Source organism: Flavobacterium sp. 120, from assembly GCF_003633605.1.
Lineage (GTDB): Bacteria > Bacteroidota > Bacteroidia > Flavobacteriales > Flavobacteriaceae > Flavobacterium > Flavobacterium algoritolerans.
In genome coordinates, this window is sequence record NZ_RBKZ01000001.1 from 108,881 (window position 1) to 133,153 (window position 24,273).

Annotated in this window: 1 protein-coding gene; it reads left to right on the plus strand. The window is 46.8% G+C overall.

All coding sequences use genetic code 11. The annotated features are described in order from the left end of the window. The first annotated feature begins 469 nt into the window (after positions 1 to 469). Positions 470 to 24,241, plus strand: a complete 23,772-nt coding sequence (locus C8C87_RS00450) for a gliding motility-associated C-terminal domain-containing protein (protein ID WP_121340749.1) — start codon at positions 470 to 472, stop codon at positions 24,239 to 24,241. The last annotated feature ends 32 nt before the right edge of the window (positions 24,242 to 24,273 follow it).

Genomic DNA, 24,273 nt, shown 5'->3' on the forward strand with positions numbered 1-24,273 from the left:
TCTCAAGTACTGTGTTTAGTGCTTTTTTTATTTTACAAAAGTAAAAACACACAGTAATATTTTTTTAATATGGAAAGAATTAATGTGTTTTAACGGATTTTTATGTTTTTAATCGATTTTTTAATTTTTAACATTTTTTTCATAATTGTATGTTAATAAATGTAGTAATTTTGGTAATTTTTTTCTCCTTTTTTAAAAACCATTAAGAAGTTTTTAACGTATTTAGAATAAATACCCGGATTCAAAATAGGCATTTTTAGAGTTAGATTACAGCAATTTCAGGATATTTTGCGCTAATTCTTTCGATATATCATCATAAAGTATTTTTAAAAAATATATAAAATTACCATCATGTTCATTTTAGTTTGTTTAAATTTTTAACAAATTTTTAACAAAACTTTCATTTTAAAAATACAAAATCACAGGGTTTCCAAAAAGTATAAAAATATAGATTTTAACAACAAAGCGTATGCATAACTTTACTAAAAGTCAGTCACAAGTTTATTTGTCCTTATTATTTCTGATTCTTTCGCTAACGTTTGCAGTTAGTAGCTTTGCCCAAGCTCCTGCATTAGAAATGGCAAGTGTTACCCCGGCGGCAGATAATGGTAGGGTAACTGCGTACACGGTACAGTTGCAAAAAAACACTAATAATCCTACTGGAAATACATTTGCTAATTACAACACCCCATCGGCTTTATCCACAGCAATGACGGTAACGCAGTTTGCATTTACTAATTCTATATATTTTGGTGATACTGCCGAAGCTCCTTATCAATTATTGAATGGTGTAGGTAATGTTGGTGGTGGAAACGATAATAATCAATATACCAGCTATGGCGCTGCTAATGGTACAGGTCTAGATATAGCAACCAATTTTGGGGTAAGAATTGTCACTGATCTTGCGACTGCGGGTACTCAGCCTGGAAACGGTAGGGTAAAAATGGGTGAAGTAACAATTGTGTATACAAGAGGCACCCAAAACCCTCTTTTGCATTTCAAGGGTCTTGGTGGTGCAATAGGAGGAGTGTCTTTGACTTCTGAGTTTACAATTAAGTCCATATTAAACTCCTCAGGTGCTGAGGTTCTTACAAGTACTAATATTTCGCAGCGTTCAGGTACAAATTTAGTGGTTGATAACGTAACTAAAACAATAAACAATAGTTACACAGGTGTAGACAATCCTGCTACAGTGAATTCAGGTAGAGGTACGATTCAATTTACCGGTAATGATGTACGTACTATTGTGTTAGAAATATATGCAAATAGGAATGGTACTGCCACCAACGTTGCATGGTCGGGAGCTGATGCTTTTTACATTAGTACCTCTATTGGTGAAACAGACTTGCTTGTAACCAAAACCATAAACAATATTACGCCAATTATAGGTAGTAATGTTGTTTTTAATATTAATTCTTCAAATGTAGGTTCTAGCAATGCGACAGGTGTTTCAGTCAATGATTTATTGCCAACGGGTTATACCTATGTGAGCCATATTGCTAGCTCTGGTACATATAACAGTGCAACTGGAGTTTGGACAATAGGAAATTTGAATGACGGTGCAACTAGCAATTTAGCAATTACAGCGACTGTAAATTCTGCCGGTAATTATACAAATACTGCAACTATTTTAGGTAATGAATCAGATCCAGTATTGTCAAATAATACGGCTAATGTTACCCCAATTCCTTTTAGTAGTGCTTCACAAAGAAATTGTAACAGCACAGCCACAACAGTACCAAATCTTAGCTTTCAAAATCCAGTTTTCTTTAGCGGTTCAGATAATGGTGTACCAGATGTTGGGGATGTATATCGTTTTCCTAACGTTACAACAGGTATTGATGCATTGTTAACAATATCAGGTTTGAGTGGAAATGGTGGAACACCAACTCTAACTGCAATAGATCAACCAGCGGTAACTGAGGGTACCGATGGTTTTGACGATGCATTTCAACCATCATTAGCTACCAACGGAGGTAATCCTGCTACAGCAAGTTTCGCTATTAATTTTGTTACGGCAGGAGGAACATTTGCTAATCCTGCAAATATCAACTATTACGTTTCGGCATTAGATATAGATGGAGATGAGGGTACTCTCCGAGAGTTTGTTGAAATGAATAGACCTGATGCTCGATTTAATTCGAACCCTACAAATTTAACTTTTGCTACAACTGCAACTACTTTTAGAGGGACAGCTACAAATGTAACAACTCAGCCAGGTACTGGAGTTACTCCAGAATATGCGTACACTGCTTATTTTGAAAATCGTAACTCAATGGTGTTTACTTTAGGTGCACAGGGAGGCACGACTGTTAATAGGCTTTATTCGCTTTATTTCAGAGATATAACCTATACAAACAGGCAAAGTACTGTTGTAACCTCTCCATTTTTATGTGGTAACGTATCCGTACAAGGAGGTGGTAATGTAGCAGGTTCTACTGTAACACTGAGTGGGCCAAGTAGCCAAACTACCACAACAGATTCAAATGGGAATTATTCGTTTGCTATTCCTGTTGCCAGCTTAGGTACTTATACAGTAACACAAACTAATTTAGCTGGATATACAAATGTTTCAGATGTTCAAGGTGCAAATGACAATATTATAAACAATAATGTTTTCGGTTTTCAATCCATAACAGGTAGAAACTTTGTAGATGGGTCAGCAAATTTAGGTGTTGTTAAAACAGTTAATAATGCTACGCCAAATGTTGGAAGTAATGTCATATTTACGATTGTTGCAAGCAATGCTGGACCAGGTTCGGCTACTTCAGTAATAGTAACAGACCAGCTACCGGCAGGATATACCTTTGTAAGTTCCACCCCATCAACAGGGACATATACCAGTGGAACAGGAGTTTGGGCTATTGGCAGTTTAGCCAATGGAGCAAGTGCCACTTTATCAATAGTAGCCACAGTAAATGCCACGGGAAGCTATGCTAACACAGCAACAATAGCAGCCAATGAAACCGACCCAACCCCAGCGAACAATACGGCAACTAATACACCAGTACCGGTTCCACAATCCAATGTTGGTATCACCAAAACGGCAAGTACCGCTACACCAAATGTGGGAAGTAATGTCACTTTTACGCTAACGGCGAGCAACGCAGGGCCGAGTGCAGCAACAGGCGTATCGGTAACAGACCAGCTACCGGCAGGATATACCTTTGTAAGTTCGACGCCATCAACAGGAACGTATACCAGTGGAACAGGAGTTTGGGCTATTGGCAGTTTAGCCAATGGAGCAAGTGCCACTTTATCAATAGTAGCCACAGTAAATGCCACGGGAAGCTATGCTAACACAGCAACAATAGCAGCCAATGAAACCGACCCAACCCCAGCGAACAATACGGCAACTAGTACACCAGTACCAGTTCCACAATCCAATGTTGGCATCACCAAAACGGCAAGTACCGCTACACCAAATGTGGGAAGCAATGTAACTTTTACGCTAACGGCGAGTAACGCAGGACCGAGTGCAGCAACGGGCGTATCGGTAACAGACCAGCTACCGGCAGGATATACCTTTGTAAGTTCGACGCCATCAACAGGCACGTATACCAGTGGAACAGGAATTTGGGCTATTGGCAGTTTAGCCAATGGAGCAAGTGCCACTTTATCAATAGTAGCCACAGTAAATGCCACGGGAAGCTATGCTAACACAGCAACAATAGCAGCCAATGAAACCGACCCAACCCCAGCGAACAATACGGCAACTAATACACCAGTACCGGTTCCACAATCCAATGTTGGGATCACCAAAACGGCAAGTACAGCTACACCAAATGTGGGAAGTAATGTCACTTTTACGCTAACGGCGAGCAACGCAGGGCCGAGTGCAGCAACAGGCGTATCGGTAACAGACCAGCTACCGGCAGGATATACCTTTGTAAGTTCGACGCCATCAACAGGAACGTATACCAGTGGAACAGGAGTTTGGGCTATTGGCAGTTTAGCCAATGGAGCAAGTGCCACTTTATCAATAGTAGCCACAGTAAATGCCACGGGAAGCTATGCTAACACAGCAACAATAGCAGCCAATGAAACCGACCCAACCCCAGCGAACAATACGGCAACTAGTACACCAGTACCAGTTCCACAATCCAATGTTGGCATCACCAAAACGGCAAGTACCGCTACACCAAATGTGGGAAGCAATGTAACTTTTACGCTAACGGCGAGCAACGCAGGACCAAGTGCAGCAACAGGCGTATCGGTAACAGACCAGCTACCGGCAGGATATACCTTTGTAAGTTCCACCCCATCAACAGGGACATATACCAGTGGAACAGGAGTTTGGGCTATTGGCAGTTTAGCCAATGGAGCAAGTGCCACTTTAGCAATAGTAGCCACAGTAAATGCTACGGGAAGCTATGCTAACACAGCAACAATAGCAGCCAATGAAACCGACCCAACCCCGGCTAACAATACGGCAACTAATACACCAGTGCCGGTTCCACAATCCAATGTTGGCATCACCAAAACGGCAAGTACCGCTACGCCAAATGTGGGAAGTAATGTCACTTTTACCCTAACAGCGAGCAACGCAGGACCAAGTGCAGCAACAGGCGTATCGGTAACAGACCAGCTACCGGCAGGATATACCTTTGTAAGTTCGACGCCATCAACAGGCACGTATACCAGTGGAACAGGAGTTTGGGCTATTGGCAGTTTAGCCAATGGAGCAAGTGCCACTTTATCAATAGTAGCCACAGTAAATGCCACGGGAAGCTATGCTAACACAGCAACAATAGCAGCCAATGAAACCGACCCAACCCCAGCTAACAATACGGCAACTAGTACACCAGTACCGGTTCCACAATCCAATGTTGGTATCACCAAAACGGCAAGTACCGCTACACCAAATGTAGGAAGCAATATCACTTTTACGCTAACAGCGAGCAACGCAGGACCAAGTGCAGCAACAGGCGTATCGGTAACAGACCTGTTACCGGCAGGATATACCTTTGTAAGTTCGACGCCATCAACAGGCACGTATACCAGTGGAACAGGAATTTGGGCTATTGGCAGTTTAGCCAATGGAGCAAGTGCCACTTTAGCAATAGTAGCCACAGTAAATGCCACGGGAAGCTATGCCAACACAGCAACAATAGCAGCCAATGAAACCGACCCAACCCCAGCTAACAATACGGCAACTAGTACACCAGTACCGGTTCCACAATCCAATGTTGGCATCACCAAAACGGCAAGTACCGCCACACCAAATGTAGGAAGCAATATCACTTTTACGCTAACGGCGAGCAACGCAGGACCGAGTGCAGCAACGGGCGTATCGGTAACAGACCAGCTACCGGCAGGATATACCTTTGTAAGTTCGACGCCATCAACAGGCACGTATACCAGTGGAACAGGAGTTTGGGCTATTGGCAGTTTAGCCAATGGAGCAAGTGCCACTTTATCAATAGTAGCCACAGTAAATGCCACGGGAAGCTATGCTAACACAGCAACAATAGCAGCCAATGAAACCGACCCAACCCCAGCGAACAATACGGCAACTAATACACCGGTACCGGTTCCACAATCCAATGTTGGGATCACCAAAACGGCAAGTACCGCTACACCAAATGTAGGAAGCAATATCACTTTTACGCTAACAGCGAGCAACGCAGGACCAAGTGCAGCAACAGGCGTATCGGTAACAGACCAGCTACCGGCAGGATATACCTTTGTAAGTTCCACCCCATCAACAGGGACGTATACCAGTGGAACAGGAATTTGGGCTATTGGCAGTTTAGCTAATGGAGCAAGTGCCACTTTAGCAATAGTAGCCACAGTAAATGCCACGGGAAGCTATGCTAACACAGCAACAATAGCAGCCAATGAAACCGACCCAACCCCAGCGAACAATACGGCAACTAGTACACCAGTACCGGTTCCACAATCCAATGTTGGGATCACCAAAACGGCAAGTACCGCCACACCAAATGTGGGAAGTAATATCACTTTTACGCTAACGGCGAGCAACGCAGGACCAAGTGCAGCAACAGGCGTATCGGTAACAGACCAGCTACCGGCAGGATATACCTTTGTAAGTTCGACCCCATCAACAGGAACGTATACCAGTGGAACAGGAATTTGGGCTATTGGCAGTTTAGCCAATGGAGCAAGTGCCACTTTAGCAATAGTAGCCACAGTAAATGCCACGGGAAGCTATGCTAACACAGCAACAATAGCAGCCAATGAAACCGACCCAACCCCAGCGAACAATACGGCAACTAATACACCGGTACCGGTTCCACAATCCAATGTTGGGATCACCAAAACGGCAAGTACCGCTACACCAAATGTAGGAAGCAATATCACTTTTACGCTAACAGCGAGCAACGCAGGACCAAGTGCAGCAACAGGCGTATCGGTAACAGACCAGCTACCGGCAGGATATACCTTTGTAAGTGCCACCCCATCAACAGGAACGTATACCAGTGGAACAGGAGTTTGGGCTATTGGCAGTTTAGCTAATGGAGCAAGTGCCACTTTAGCAATAGTAGCCACAGTAAATGCCACGGGAAGCTATGCTAATACAGCAACAATAGCAGCCAATGAAACCGACCCAACCCCAGCGAACAATACGGCAACTAATACACCGGTACCGGTTCCACAATCCAATGTTGGCATCACCAAAACGGCAAGTACCGCTACACCAAATGTAGGAAGCAATATCACTTTTACGCTAACGGCGAGCAACGCAGGACCAAGTGCAGCAACAGGCGTATCGGTAACAGACCAGCTACCGGCAGGATATACCTTTGTAAGTGCCACCCCATCAACAGGAACGTATACCAGTGGAACAGGAGTTTGGGCTATTGGCAGTTTAGCTAATGGAGCAAGTGCCACTTTAGCAATAGTAGCCACAGTAAATGCCACGGGAAGCTATGCTAACACAGGAACAATAGCAGCCAATGAAACCGACCCAACCCCGGCTAACAATACGGCAACTAATACACCAGTACCGGTTCCACAATCCAATGTTGGTATCACCAAAACGGCAAGTACCGCCACACCAAATGTGGGAAGCAATATCACTTTTACGCTAACGGCGAGCAACGCAGGACCAAGTGCAGCAACAGGCGTATCGGTAACAGACCAGCTACCGGCAGGATATACCTTTGTAAGTGCCACCCCATCAACAGGGACGTATACCAGTGGAACAGGAATTTGGGCTATTGGCAGTTTAGCCAATGGAGCAAGTGCCACTTTAGCAATAGTAGCCACAGTAAATGCCACGGGAAGCTATGCCAACACAGCAACAATAGCAGCCAATGAAACCGACCCAACCCCGGCCAACAATACGGCAACTAATACACCAGTACCAGTTCCACAATCCAATGTTGGCATCACCAAAACGGCAAGTACCGCTACACCAAATGTAGGAAGCAATATCACTTTTACGCTAACAGCGAGCAACGCAGGACCAAGTGCAGCAACAGGCGTATCGGTAACAGACCAGCTACCGGCAGGATATACCTTTGTAAGTTCGACGCCATCAACAGGAACGTATACCAGTGGAACAGGAATTTGGGCTATTGGCAGTTTAGCTAATGGAGCAAGTGCCACTTTAGCAATAGTAGCCACAGTAAATGCCACGGGAAGCTATGCTAATACAGCAACAATAGCAGCCAATGAAGCTGACCCAACCCCAGCGAACAATACGGCAACTAATACACCAGTACCGATAAATATTATTGATGCAGTAAACGACGGACCAACGACAGTTGCGACAGCCACTACACCAACCACCGTTCAAAACGTAACGGCGAATGACAGGTTAAACGGAGTAGCTGTAACAGCCGCTAACACGGATGTAACACCAATCACGACAGGCCCATTGAGTGTAGACGCTACTGGAGTACTAACATTGGCAGCGAACACCCCATCAGGCACCTATACGATTACTTACCAATTGTGTGAAGCAGGCGCTAACCCAGCGAATTGCGATACGGCAACCGCTACGGTAGTAGTAGCCAATCCGATTGATGCAGTGAACGACGGACCAACGACAGTTGCGACAGCCACTACACCAACCACCGTTCAAAACGTAACGGCAAACGACAGGTTAAACGGAGTAGCCGTAACAGCCGCTAACACGGATGTAACACCAATCACGACAGGCCCATTGAGTGTAGACGCTACTGGAGTACTAACATTGGCAGCAAACACCCCATCAGGCACCTATACGATTACGTACCAATTGTGTGAATCAGGCGCGAACCCAGCGAATTGTGATACGGCAACCGCTACGGTAGTAGTAGCCAATCCGATTGATGCAGTAAACGACGGACCAACGACAGTTGCGACAGCCACTACACCAACCACCGTTCAAAACGTAACGGCGAACGACAGGTTAAACGGAGTAGCCGTAACAGCCGCTAACACGGATGTAACACCAATCACGACAGGCCCATTGAGTGTAGATGCTACCGGAGTACTAACATTGGCAGCAAACACCCCATCAGGCACCTATACGATTACTTACCAATTGTGTGAAGCAGGCGCTAACCCAGCGAATTGCGATACGGCAACCGCTACGGTAGTAGTAGCCAATCCGATTGATGCAGTGAACGACGGACCAACGACAGTTGCGACAGCCACTACACCAACCACCGTTCAAAACGTAACGGCAAACGATACCTTAAACGGAGTAGCTGTAACAGCCGCTAACACGGATGTAACACCAATCACGACAGGCCCATTGAGTGTAGACGCTACCGGAGTACTAACATTGGCAGCAAACACCCCATCAGGCACCTATACGATTACTTACCAATTGTGTGAAACAGGCGCTAACCCAGCGAATTGCGATACGGCAACCGCTACGGTAGTAGTAGCCAATCCGATTGATGCAGTGAACGACGGACCAACCACAGTTGCGACAGCCACTACACCAACCACCGTTCAAAACGTAACGGCGAATGACAGGTTAAACGGAGTAGCCGTAACAGCCGCTAACACGGATGTAACACCAATCACGACAGGTCCATTGAGTGTAGACGCTACCGGAGTACTAACATTGGCAGCGAACACCCCATCAGGTACCTATACGATTACTTACCAATTGTGTGAATCAGGCGCGAACCCAGCGAATTGTGATACGGCAACCGCTACGGTAGTAGTAGCCAATCCGATTGATGTAGTGAACGACGGACCAACAACAGTTGCGACAGCCACTACACCAACCACCGTTCAAAACGTAACGGCAAACGATACCTTAAACGGAGTAGCCGTAACAGCCGCTAACACGGATGTAACACCAATCACGACAGGCCCATTGAGTGTAGATGCTACCGGAGTACTAACATTGGCAGCGAACACCCCATCAGGCACCTATACGATTACCTACCAATTGTGTGAATCAGGCGCTAACCCAGCGAATTGCGATACGGCAACCGCTACGGTAGTAGTAGCCAATCCGATTGATGCAGTGAACGACGGACCAACGACAGTTGCGACAGCCACTACACCAACCACCGTTCAAAACGTAACGGCGAATGACAGGTTAAACGGAGTAGCTGTAACAGCCGCTAACACGGATGTAACACCAATCACGACAGGCCCATTGAGTGTAGATGCTACCGGAGTACTAACATTGGCAGCGAACACCCCATCAGGCACCTATACGATTACCTACCAATTGTGTGAATCAGGCGCTAACCCAGCGAATTGCGATACGGCAACCGCTACGGTAGTAGTAGCCAATCCGATTGATGCAGTGAACGACGGACCAACGACAGTTGCGACAGCCACTACACCAACCACCGTTCAAAACGTAACGGCGAATGACAGGTTAAACGGAGTAGCTGTAACAGCCGCTAACACGGATGTAACACCAATCACGACAGGTCCATTGAGTGTAGACGCTACCGGAGTAGTAACATTGGCAGCAAACACGCCATCAGGCACCTATACGATTACTTACCAATTGTGTGAATCAGGCGCTAACCCAGCGAATTGTGATACGGCAACCGCTACGGTAGTAGTAGCCAATCCGATTGATGCAGTAAACGACGGACCAACGACAGTTGCGACAGCCACTACACCAACCACCGTTCAAAACGTAACGGCGAACGACAGGTTAAACGGAGTAGCCGTAACAGCCGCTAACACGGATGTAACACCAATCACGACAGGCCCATTGAGTGTAGATGCTACCGGAGTACTAACATTGGCAGCAAACACCCCATCAGGCACCTATACGATTACTTACCAATTGTGTGAAACAGGCGCTAACCCAGCGAATTGCGATACGGCAACCGCTACGGTAGTAGTATCCAATCCGATTGATGCAGTAAACGACGGACCAACGACAGTTGCGACAGCCACTACACCAACCACCGTTCAAAACGTAACGGCAAACGATACCTTAAACGGAGTAGCTGTAACAGCCGCTAACACGGATGTAACACCAATCACGACAGGTCCATTGAGTGTAGACGCTACCGGAGTACTAACATTGGCAGCAAACACCCCATCAGGCACCTATACGATTACTTACCAATTGTGTGAATCAGGCGCTAACCCAGCGAATTGCGATACGGCAACCGCTACGGTAGTAGTATCCAATCCGATTGATGCAGTGAACGACGGACCAACGACAGTTGCGACAGCCACTACACCAACCACCGTTCAAAACGTAACGGCGAATGACAGGTTAAACGGAGTAGCTGTAACAGCCGCTAACACGGATGTAACACCAATCACGACAGGCCCATTGAGTATAGACGCTACCGGAGTACTAACATTGGCAGCGAACACCCCATCAGGTACCTATACGATTACTTACCAATTGTGTGAATCAGGCGCGAACCCAGCGAATTGCGATACGGCAACCGCTACGGTAGTAGTAGCCAATCCGATTGATGCAGTGAACGACGGACCAACGACAGTTGCGACAGCCACTACACCAACCACCGTTCAAAACGTAACGGCGAATGACAGGTTAAACGGAGTAGCTGTAACAGCCGCTAACACGGATGTAACACCAATCACGACAGGCCCATTGAGTATAGACGCTACCGGAGTACTAACATTGGCAGCAAACACCCCATCAGGCACCTATACGATTACTTACCAATTGTGTGAATCAGGCGCTAACCCAGCGAATTGCGATACGGCAACCGCTACGGTAGTAGTATCCAATCCGATTGATGCAGTAAACGACGGACCAACGACAGTTGCGACAGCCACTACACCAACCACCGTTCAAAACGTAACGGCGAACGACAGGTTAAACGGAGTAGCCGTAACAGCCGCTAACACGGATGTAACACCAATCACGACAGGCCCATTGAGTGTAGATGCTACCGGAGTACTAACATTGGCAGCAAACACCCCATCAGGCACCTATACGATTACTTACCAATTGTGTGAAGCAGGCGCTAACCCAGCGAATTGCGATACGGCAACCGCTACGGTAGTAGTATCCAATCCGATTGATGCAGTGAACGACGGACCAACGACAGTTGCGACAGCCACTACACCAACCACCGTTCAAAACGTAACGGCGAATGACAGGTTAAACGGAGTAGCTGTAACAGCCGCTAACACGGATGTAACACCAATCACGACAGGCCCATTGAGTATAGACGCTACCGGAGTACTAACATTGGCAGCGAACACCCCATCAGGTACCTATACGATTACTTACCAATTGTGTGAATCAGGCGCGAACCCAGCGAATTGCGATACGGCAACCGCTACGGTAGTAGTAGCCAATCCGATTGATGCAGTGAACGACGGACCAACGACAGTTGCGACAGCCACTACACCAACCACCGTTCAAAACGTAACGGCGAATGACAGGTTAAACGGAGTAGCTGTAACAGCCGCTAACACGGATGTAACACCAATCACGACAGGCCCATTGAGTATAGACGCTACCGGAGTACTAACATTGGCAGCAAACACCCCATCAGGCACCTATACGATTACTTACCAATTGTGTGAATCAGGCGCTAACCCAGCGAATTGCGATACGGCAACCGCTACGGTAGTAGTAGCCAATCCGATTGATGCAGTAAACGACGGACCAACGACAGTTGCGACAGCCACTACACCAACCACCGTTCAAAACGTAACGGCGAATGACAGGTTAAACGGAGTAGCTGTAACAGCCGCTAACACGGATGTAACACCAATCACGACAGGCCCATTGAGTGTAGATGCTACCGGAGTACTAACATTGGCAGCAAACACCCCATCAGGCACCTATACGATTACTTACCAATTGTGTGAAGCAGGCGCTAACCCAGCGAATTGCGATACGGCAACCGCTACGGTAGTAGTAGCCAATCCGATTGATGCAGTGAACGACGGACCAACGACAGTTGCGACAGCCACTACACCAACCACCGTTCAAAACGTAACGGCAAACGATACCTTAAACGGAGTAGCTGTAACAGCCGCTAACACGGATGTAACACCAATCACGACAGGCCCATTGAGTGTAGACGCTACCGGAGTACTAACATTGGCAGCAAACACCCCATCAGGCACCTATACGATTACTTACCAATTGTGTGAAACAGGCGCTAACCCAGCGAATTGCGATACGGCAACCGCTACGGTAGTAGTAGCCAATCCGATTGATGCAGTAAACGACGGACCAACCACAGTTGCGACAGCCACTACACCAACCACCGTTCAAAACGTAACGGCGAATGACAGGTTAAACGGAGTAGCCGTAACAGCCGCTAACACGGATGTAACACCAATCACGACAGGTCCATTGAGTGTAGACGCTACCGGAGTACTAACATTGGCAGCGAACACCCCATCAGGTACCTATACGATTACTTACCAATTGTGTGAATCAGGCGCGAACCCAGCGAATTGTGATACGGCAACCGCTACGGTAGTAGTAGCCAATCCGATTGATGTAGTGAACGACGGACCAACAACAGTTGCGACAGCCACTACACCAACCACCGTTCAAAACGTAACGGCAAACGATACCTTAAACGGAGTAGCCGTAACAGCCGCTAACACGGATGTAACACCAATCACGACAGGCCCATTGAGTGTAGATGCTACCGGAGTACTAACATTGGCAGCGAACACCCCATCAGGCACCTATACGATTACCTACCAATTGTGTGAATCAGGCGCTAACCCAGCGAATTGCGATACGGCAACCGCTACGGTAGTAGTAGCCAATCCGATTGATGCAGTGAATGACGGACCAACGACAGTTGCGACAGCCACTACACCAACCACCGTTCAAAACGTAACGGCAAACGATACCTTAAACGGAGTAGCTGTAACAGCCGCTAACACGGATGTAACACCAATCACGACAGGCCCATTGAGTGTAGACGCTACCGGAGTAGTAACATTGGCAGCGAACACCCCATCAGGTACCTATACGATTACTTACCAATTGTGTGAATCAGGCGCTAACCCAGCGAATTGTGATACGGCAACCGCTACGGTAGTAGTAGCCAATCCGATTGATGCAGTGAACGACGGACCAACCACAGTTGCGACAGCCACTACACCAACCACCGTTCAAAACGTAACGGCAAACGATACCTTAAACGGAGTAGCTGTAACAGCCGCTAACACGGATGTAACACCAATCACGACAGGTCCATTGAGTGTAGACGCTACCGGAGTACTAACATTGGCAGCGAACACCCCATCAGGCACCTATACGATTACTTACCAATTGTGTGAAGCAGGCGCGGACCCAGCGAATTGCGATACGGCAACCGCTACGGTAGTAGTAACCAATCCGATTGATGCAGTAAACGACGGACCAACGACAGTTGCGACAGCCGCTACACCAACCACCGTTCAAAACGTAACGGCAAACGACAGGTTAAACGGAGTAGCTGTAACAGCCGCTAACACGGATGTAACACCAATCACGACAGGCCCATTGAGTGTAGACGCTACTGGAGTACTAACATTGGCAGCAAACACCCCATCAGGTACCTATACGATTACTTACCAATTGTGTGAATCAGGCGCGAACCCAGCGAATTGTGATACGGCAATCGCTACGGTAGTGGTTGCTAATCCAATCGTTGCAAATAATGATGTTACCGGTGGATTACCTGGTCAAACTACTGGTTCAGTATTAGGAAATGATACACTAAGTGGTATTCCTCCAGTTAACCCATCTGATGTTATACTAACAGTAACAGTTACTAATACTTATTTGACTTTGAATCCAGATGGTAGTATAACTATTGCATCTGGAGCACCTAGTGGACCACAAACTTTAGAATATCAGATTTGTGAAATAGGATCTAACCCTTTAAATTGTGGCACAGCGACAGTAACAGTAAATGTTGGTCAATTTGCAATAGACGCATTAGTTGACGATTATACATCTTTACCAATTAACGGAGGTACTGGCGGTACAACAGCTTCTGTATTAGACAATGATAGTATTAATGGTGTTACATTGAACTCTTCTGATGTAATATTGACACTAGTAGGAACTGCTCCAACAGGATTTACTCTTAATGCTGATGGTACAGTAACTGTAGCAGCAGGTCTACCTTCTGGTTTGTACATGTTGTTTTATCAAATTTGTGAGCTAATTAATCCATCTAATTGTGATATAGCTAATGCTAAAATTCTTATTATCAATCCGATTGATGCAGTAAACGACGGACCAACGACAGTTGCGACAGCTGCTACACCAACCACCGTTCAAAACGTAACGGCAAACGACAGGTTAAACGGAGTAGCCGTAACAGCCGCTAACACGGATGTAACACCAATCACGACAGGTCCATTGAGTGTAGACGCTACCGGAGTACTAACATTGGCAGCGAATACCCCATCAGGCACCTATACGATTACTTACCAATTGTGTGAATCAGGCGCTAACCCAGCGAATTGCGATACGGCAACCGCTACGGTAGTAGTAGCCAATCCGATTGATGTAGTAAACGACGGACCAACGACAGTTGCGACAGCCGCTACACCAACCACCGTTCAAAACGTAACGGCAAACGATACCTTAAACGGAGTAGCTGTAACAGCCGCTAACACGGATGTAACACCAATCACGACAGGCCCATTGAGTGTAGATGCTACCGGAGTACTAACATTGGCAGCGAACACCCCATCAGGCACCTATACGATTACTTACCAATTGTGTGAAGCAGGCGCTAACCCAGCGAATTGCGATACGGCAACCGCTACGGTAGTAGTAGCCAATCCGATTGATGCAGTAAACGACGGACCAACAACAGTTGCGACAGCCGCTACACCAACCACCGTTCAAAACGTAACGGCAAACGACAGGTTAAACGGAGTAGCCGTAACAGCCGCTAACACGGATGTAACACCAATCACGACAGGCCCATTGAGTATAGACGCTACCGGAGTACTAACATTGGCAGCGAACACCCCATCAGGCACCTATACGATTACTTACCAATTGTGTGAAGCAGGCGCTAACCCAGCGAATTGCGATACGGCAACCGCTACGGTAGTAGTAGCCAATCCGATTGATGCAGTGAACGACGGACCAACGACAGTTGCGACAGCCACTACACCAACCACCGTTCAAAACGTAACGGCAAACGACAGGTTAAACGGAGTAGCCGTAACAGCCGCTAACACGGATGTAACACCAATCACGACAGGCCCATTGAGTGTAGACGCTACTGGAGTACTAACATTGGCAGCAAACACCCCATCAGGCACCTATACGATTACGTACCAATTGTGTGAATCAGGCGCGAACCCAGCGAATTGTGATACGGCAACCGCTACGGTAGTAGTAGCCAATCCGATTGATGCAGTAAACGACGGACCAACGACAGTTGCGACAGCCACTACACCAACCACCGTTCAAAACGTAACGGCGAACGACAGGTTAAACGGAGTAGCCGTAACAGCCGCTAACACGGATGTAACACCAATCACGACAGGCCCATTGAGTGTAGATGCTACCGGAGTACTAACATTGGCAGCAAACACCCCATCAGGCACCTATACGATTACTTACCAATTGTGTGAAGCAGGCGCTAACCCAGCGAATTGCGATACGGCAACCGCTACGGTAGTAGTAGCCAATCCGATTGATGCAGTGAACGACGGACCAACGACAGTTGCGACAGCCACTACACCAACCACCGTTCAAAACGTAATGGCAAACGATACCTTAAACGGAGTAGCTGTAACAGCCGCTAACACGGATGTAACACCAATCACGACAGGCCCATTGAGTGTAGACGCTACCGGAGTACTAACATTGGCAGCAAACACCCCATCAGGCACCTATACGATTACTTACCAATTGTGTGAAACAGGCGCTAACCCAGCGAATTGCGATACGGCAACCGCTACGGTAGTAGTAGCCAATCCGATTGATGCAGTAAACGACGGACCAACCACAGTTGCGACAGCCACTACACCAACCACCGTTCAAAACGTAACGGCGAATGACAGGTTAAACGGAGTAGCCGTAACAGCCGCTAACACGGATGTAACACCAATCACGACAGGTCCATTGAGTGTAGACGCTACCGGAGTACTAACATTGGCAGCGAACACCCCATCAGGTACCTATACGATTACTTACCAATTGTGTGAATCAGGCGCGAACCCAGCGAATTGTGATACGGCAACCGCTACGGTAGTAGTAGCCAATCCGATTGATGTAGTGAACGACGGACCAACAACAGTTGCGACAGCCACTACACCAACCACCGTTCAAAACGTAACGGCAAACGATACCTTAAACGGAGTAGCCGTAACAGCCGCTAACACGGATGTAACACCAATCACGACAGGCCCATTGAGTGTAGATGCTACCGGAGTACTAACATTGGCAGCGAACACCCCATCAGGCACCTATACGATTACCTACCAATTGTGTGAATCAGGCGCTAACCCAGCGAATTGCGATACGGCAACCGCTACGGTAGTAGTAGCCAATCCGATTGATGCAGTGAACGACGGACCAACGACAGTTGCGACAGCCACTACACCAACCACCGTTCAAAACGTAACGGCGAATGACAGGTTAAACGGAGTAGCTGTAACAGCCGCTAACACGGATGTAACACCAATCACGACAGGCCCATTGAGTGTAGATGCTACCGGAGTACTAACATTGGCAGCGAACACCCCATCAGGCACCTATACGATTACCTACCAATTGTGTGAATCAGGCGCTAACCCAGCGAATTGCGATACGGCAACCGCTACGGTAGTAGTAGCCAATCCGATTGATGCAGTGAACGACGGACCAACGACAGTTGCGACAGCCACTACACCAACCACCGTTCAAAACGTAACGGCGAATGACAGGTTAAACGGAGTAGCTGTAACAGCCGCTAACACGGATGTAACACCAATCACGACAGGTCCATTGAGTGTAGACGCTACCGGAGTAGTAACATTGGCAGCAAACACGCCATCAGGCACCTATACGATTACTTACCAATTGTGTGAATCAGGCGCTAACCCGGCGAATTGTGATACGGCAACCGCTACGGTAATAGTAGCCAATCCGATTGATGCAGTGAACGACGGACCAACCACAGTTGCGACAGCCACTACACCAACCACCGTTCAAAACGTAACGGCAAACGACAGGTTAAACGGAGTAGCCGTAACAGCCGCTAACACGGATGTAACACCAATCACGACAGGTCCATTGAGTGTAGACGCTACCGGAGTAGTAACATTGGCAGCAAACACCCCATCAGGCACCTATACGATTACTTACCAATTGTGTGAAACAGGCGCTAACCCAGCGAATTGCGATACGGCAACCGCTACGGTAGTAGTATCCAATCCGATTGATGCAGTAAACGACGGACCAACAACAGTTGCGACAGCTGCTACACCAACCACCGTTCAAAACGTAACGGCAAACGATACCTTAAACGGAGTAGCTGTAACAGCCGCTAACACGGATGTAACACCAATCACGACAGGTCCATTGAGTGTAGACGCTACCGGAGTACTAACATTGGCAGCAAACACCCCATCAGGCACCTATACGATTACTTACCAATTGTGTGAATCAGGCGCTAACCCAGCGAATTGCGATACGGCAACCGCTACGGTAGTAGTATCCAATCCGATTGATGCAGTGAACGACGGACCAACGACAGTTGCGACAGCCACTACACCAACCACCGTTCAAAACGTAACGGCGAATGACAGGTTAAACGGAGTAGCTGTAACAGCCGCTAACACGGATGTAACACCAATCACGACAGGCCCATTGAGTATAGACGCTACCGGAGTACTAACATTGGCAGCGAACACCCCATCAGGTACCTATACGATTACTTACCAATTGTGTGAATCAGGCGCGAACCCAGCGAATTGCGATACGGCAACCGCTACGGTAGTAGTAGCCAATCCGATTGATGCAGTGAACGACGGACCAACGACAGTTGCGACAGCCACTACACCAACCACCGTTCAAAACGTAACGGCGAATGACAGGTTAAACGGAGTAGCTGTAACAGCCGCTAACACGGATGTAACACCAATCACGACAGGCCCATTGAGTATAGACGCTACCGGAGTACTAACATTGGCAGCAAACACCCCATCAGGCACCTATACGATTACTTACCAATTGTGTGAATCAGGCGCTAACCCAGCGAATTGCGATACGGCAACCGCTACGGTAGTAGTAGCCAATCCGATTGATGCAGTAAACGACGGACCAACGACAGTTGCGACAGCCACTACACCAACCACCGTTCAAAACGTAACGGCGAATGACAGGTTAAACGGAGTAGCTGTAACAGCCGCTAACACGGATGTAACACCAATCACGACAGGTCCATTGAGTGTAGACGCTACCGGAGTACTAACATTGGCAGCAAACACCCCATCAGGTACCTATACGATTACGTACCAATTGTGTGAATCAGGCGCGAACCCAGCGAATTGTGATACGGCAACCGCTACGGTAGTAGTAGCCAATCCGATTGATGCAGTAAACGACGGACCAACGACAGTTGCGACAGCCACTACACCAACCACCGTTCAAAACGTAACGGCGAACGACAGGTTAAACGGAGTAGCCGTAACAGCCGCTAACACGGATGTAACACCAATCACGACAGGCCCATTGAGTGTAGATGCTACCGGAGTACTAACATTGGCAGCAAACACCCCATCAGGCACCTATACGATTACTTACCAATTGTGTGAAGCAGGCGCTAACCCAGCGAATTGCGATACGGCAACCGCTACGGTAGTAGTAGCCAATCCGATTGATGCAGTGAACGACGGACCAACGACAGTTGCGACAGCCACTACACCAACCACCGTTCAAAACGTAACGGCAAACGATACCTTAAACGGAGTAGCTGTAACAGCCGCTAACACGGATGTAACACCAATCACGACAGGCCCATTGAGTGTAGACGCTACCGGAGTACTAACATTGGCAGCAAACACCCCATCAGGCACCTATACGATTACTTACCAATTGTGTGAAACAGGCGCTAACCCAGCGAATTGCGATACGGCAACCGCTACGGTAGTAGTAGCCAATCCGATTGATGCAGTAAACGACGGACCAACCACAGTTGCGACAGCCACTACACCAACCACCGTTCAAAACGTAACGGCGAATGACAGGTTAAACGGAGTAGCCGTAACAGCCGCTAACACGGATGTAACACCAATCACGACAGGTCCATTGAGTGTAGACGCTACCGGAGTACTAACATTGGCAGCGAACACCCCATCAGGTACCTATACGATTACTTACCAATTGTGTGAATCAGGCGCGAACCCAGCGAATTGTGATACGGCAACCGCTACGGTAGTAGTAGCCAATCCGATTGATGTAGTGAACGACGGACCAACAACAGTTGCGACAGCCACTACACCAACCACCGTTCAAAACGTAACGGCAAACGATACCTTAAACGGAGTAGCCGTAACAGCCGCTAACACGGATGTAACACCAATCACGACAGGCCCATTGAGTGTAGATGCTACCGGAGTACTAACATTGGCAGCGAACACCCCATCAGGCACCTATACGATTACCTACCAATTGTGTGAATCAGGCGCTAACCCAGCGAATTGCGATACGGCAACCGCTACGGTAGTAGTAGCCAATCCGATTGATGCAGTGAATGACGGACCAACGACAGTTGCGACAGCCACTACACCAACCACCGTTCAAAACGTAACGGCAAACGATACCTTAAACGGAGTAGCTGTAACAGCCGCTAACACGGATGTAACACCAATCACGACAGGCCCATTGAGTGTAGACGCTACCGGAGTAGTAACATTGGCAGCGAACACCCCATCAGGTACCTATACGATTACTTACCAATTGTGTGAATCAGGCGCTAACCCAGCGAATTGTGATACGGCAACCGCTACGGTAGTAGTAGCCAATCCGATTGATGCAGTGAACGACGGACCAACCACAGTTGCGACAGCCACTACACCAACCACCGTTCAAAACGTAACGGCAAACGATACCTTAAACGGAGTAGCTGTAACAGCCGCTAACACGGATGTAACACCAATCACGACAGGTCCATTGAGTGTAGACGCTACCGGAGTACTAACATTGGCAGCGAACACCCCATCAGGCACCTATACGATTACTTACCAATTGTGTGAAGCAGGCGCGGACCCAGCGAATTGCGATACGGCAACCGCTACGGTAGTAGTAACCAATCCGATTGATGCAGTAAACGACGGACCAACGACAGTTGCGACAGCCGCTACACCAACCACCGTTCAAAACGTAACGGCAAACGACAGGTTAAACGGAGTAGCTGTAACAGCCGCTAACACGGATGTAACACCAATCACGACAGGCCCATTGAGTGTAGACGCTACTGGAGTACTAACATTGGCAGCAAACACCCCATCAGGTACCTATACGATTACTTACCAATTGTGTGAATCAGGCGCGAACCCAGCGAATTGTGATACGGCAATCGCTACGGTAGTGGTTGCTAATCCAATCGTTGCAAATAATGATGTTACCGGTGGATTACCTGGTCAAACTACTGGTTCAGTATTAGGAAATGATACACTAAGTGGTATTCCTCCAGTTAACCCATCTGATGTTATACTAACAGTAACAGTTACTAATACTTATTTGACTTTGAATCCAGATGGTAGTATAACTATTGCATCTGGAGCACCTAGTGGACCACAAACTTTAGAATATCAGATTTGTGAAATAGGATCTAACCCTTTAAATTGTGGCACAGCGACAGTAACAGTAAATGTTGGTCAATTTGCAATAGACGCATTAGTTGACGATTATACATCTTTACCAATTAACGGAGGTACTGGCGGTACAACAGCTTCTGTATTAGACAATGATAGTATTAATGGTGTTACATTGAACTCTTCTGATGTAATATTGACACTAGTAGGAACTGCTCCAACAGGATTTACTCTTAATGCTGATGGTACAGTAACTGTAGCAGCAGGTCTACCTTCTGGTTTGTACATGTTGTTTTATCAAATTTGTGAGCTAATTAATCCATCTAATTGTGATATAGCTAATGCTAAAATTCTTATTATCAATCCGATTGATGCAGTAAACGACGGACCAACGACAGTTGCGACAGCTGCTACACCAACCACCGTTCAAAACGTAACGGCAAACGACAGGTTAAACGGAGTAGCCGTAACAGCCGCTAACACGGATGTAACACCAATCACGACAGGTCCATTGAGTGTAGACGCTACCGGAGTACTAACATTGGCAGCGAATACCCCATCAGGCACCTATACGATTACTTACCAATTGTGTGAATCAGGCGCTAACCCAGCGAATTGCGATACGGCAACCGCTACGGTAGTAGTAGCCAATCCGATTGATGTAGTAAACGACGGACCAACGACAGTTGCGACAGCCGCTACACCAACCACCGTTCAAAACGTAACGGCAAACGATACCTTAAACGGAGTAGCTGTAACAGCCGCTAACACGGATGTAACACCAATCACGACAGGCCCATTGAGTGTAGATGCTACCGGAGTACTAACATTGGCAGCGAACACCCCATCAGGCACCTATACGATTACTTACCAATTGTGTGAAGCAGGCGCTAACCCAGCGAATTGCGATACGGCAACCGCTACGGTAGTAGTAGCCAATCCGATTGATGCAGTAAACGACGGACCAACAACAGTTGCGACAGCCGCTACACCAACCACCGTTCAAAACGTAACGGCAAACGACAGGTTAAACGGAGTAGCCGTAACAGCCGCTAACACGGATGTAACACCAATCACGACAGGCCCATTGAGTGTAGACGCTACTGGAGTACTAACATTGGCAGCGAACACCCCATCAGGCACCTATACGATTACTTACCAATTGTGTGAAGCAGGCGCTAACCCAGCGAATTGCGATACGGCAACCGCTACGGTAGTAGTAGCCAATCCGATTGATGCAGTGAACGACGGACCAACGACAGTTGCGACAGCCACTACACCAACCACCGTTCAAAACGTAACGGCGAATGACAGGTTAAACGGAGTAGCCGTAACAGCCGCTAACACGGATGTAACACCAATCACGACAGGCCCATTGAGTGTAGACGCTACTGGAGTACTAACATTGGCAGCAAACACCCCATCAGGCACCTATACGATTACTTACCAATTGTGTGAAGTAGGCGCGAACCCAGCGAATTGCGATACGGCAACCGCTACGGTAGTAGTATCCAATCCGATTGATGCAGTGAACGACGGACCAACGACAGTTGCGACAGCCACTACACCAACCACCGTTCAAAACGTAACGGCAAACGACAGGTTAAACGGAGTAGCCGTAACAGCCGCTAACACGGATGTAACACCAATCACGACAGGCCCATTGAGTGTAGACGCTACCGGAGTACTAACATTGGCAGCAAACACCCCATCAGGCACCTATACGATTACTTACCAATTGTGTGAAGTAGGCGCGAACCCAGCGAATTGCGATACGGCAACCGCTACGGTAATAGTAGCTAATACAATCGTTGCAAATAATGATGTAACAGCAGCTATAGATGGTGCTGCCGGAGGAATTACGCCTCCATTGACAGGGAATGATACTTTAAATGGAAGTTTCGTGGTAATAGGTACACAACCTGGGCAAGTTACATTGGGAGTCGTTGCTATTCCTATAGGGTTTGTATTAAATGGAAATGGTACAGTAACTGTTCCTCCAAACACCCCATCAGGGAATTATACTATCACTTATACGATTTGTGAGGTAGGCAACAATTCTAATTGTAGCACTGTTTCAAGTATTATAGTTGTAACTAATGGAGCAACAATTATAGCTACTAATAATAGTATAGGTCCGGTTGATGGAATAAAAGGAGGTGATTTAGGAATAAACATTTTGGATAACGATATTTTAAACGGCATGGTAATCAATCCTTCGGATGTGTTTGTAACGCAGATGACTGATGGTCCTATTACAATCAATGCTAATGGAACAGTAACTTTATTACCTAATACTGCAGCAGGTACGTATGTAATAGAATACAGTATTTGTGAGAAAGCAAAACCTTCAAATTGCGCCAGAGCCTTTTTAACAGTTATTGTAGCAGAATCTCCAAAAATATCCATTGTTAAAACTGCAGTCTTTAATGATGAAAATGGAGATGGATTTGCGCAAGCTGGAGAAACGATATCGTATAGTTTTTCAATTACAAACATGGGTAATACTCCTCTTTCAAATGTAATAGTTAAGGATAATTTACCTGGATTAATTCTATCTGGTAATGCTATACCGTTGTTAGAAATTGATGAGACAAATAATACTGCTTATCAAGCTGTATATAGACTAACGCAAAATGATATCAATTTAGGTTCTGTGTCAAATCAAGCAGAGGTAACGGGTGTAAGCCCTAACGGTACTATCGTTAGAGATTTATCGGATGATGCTAGTATGGCGGAGGATAAACCAACAGTTTTAGCTGTAGAAGGTTGTCTAATAGAAATCTTTAATGCAGTTGCTCCTAATGGTAGCGGTGATAATAAGATTTTCCGAATCAGAGGTTTAGAATGTTATACTGATAATACAGTCGAAATATACAACCGTTGGGGAGTATTAGTATTTGAGAGAAGTGGTTACAATAATGATGACAGAGCTTTTAGAGGAATTTCAGAAGGTAGAGTAACAGTTAAACAATCTGAAGAATTACCAGAAGGAACCTATTATTATATTTTGAAGTATAAAGATAGTGCTGCTAACTCTCATGAAAAAGCTGGTTATTTATATATTAACAGATAGTCAATCTAAAATCTCCTTAGTTTTAAATAGAA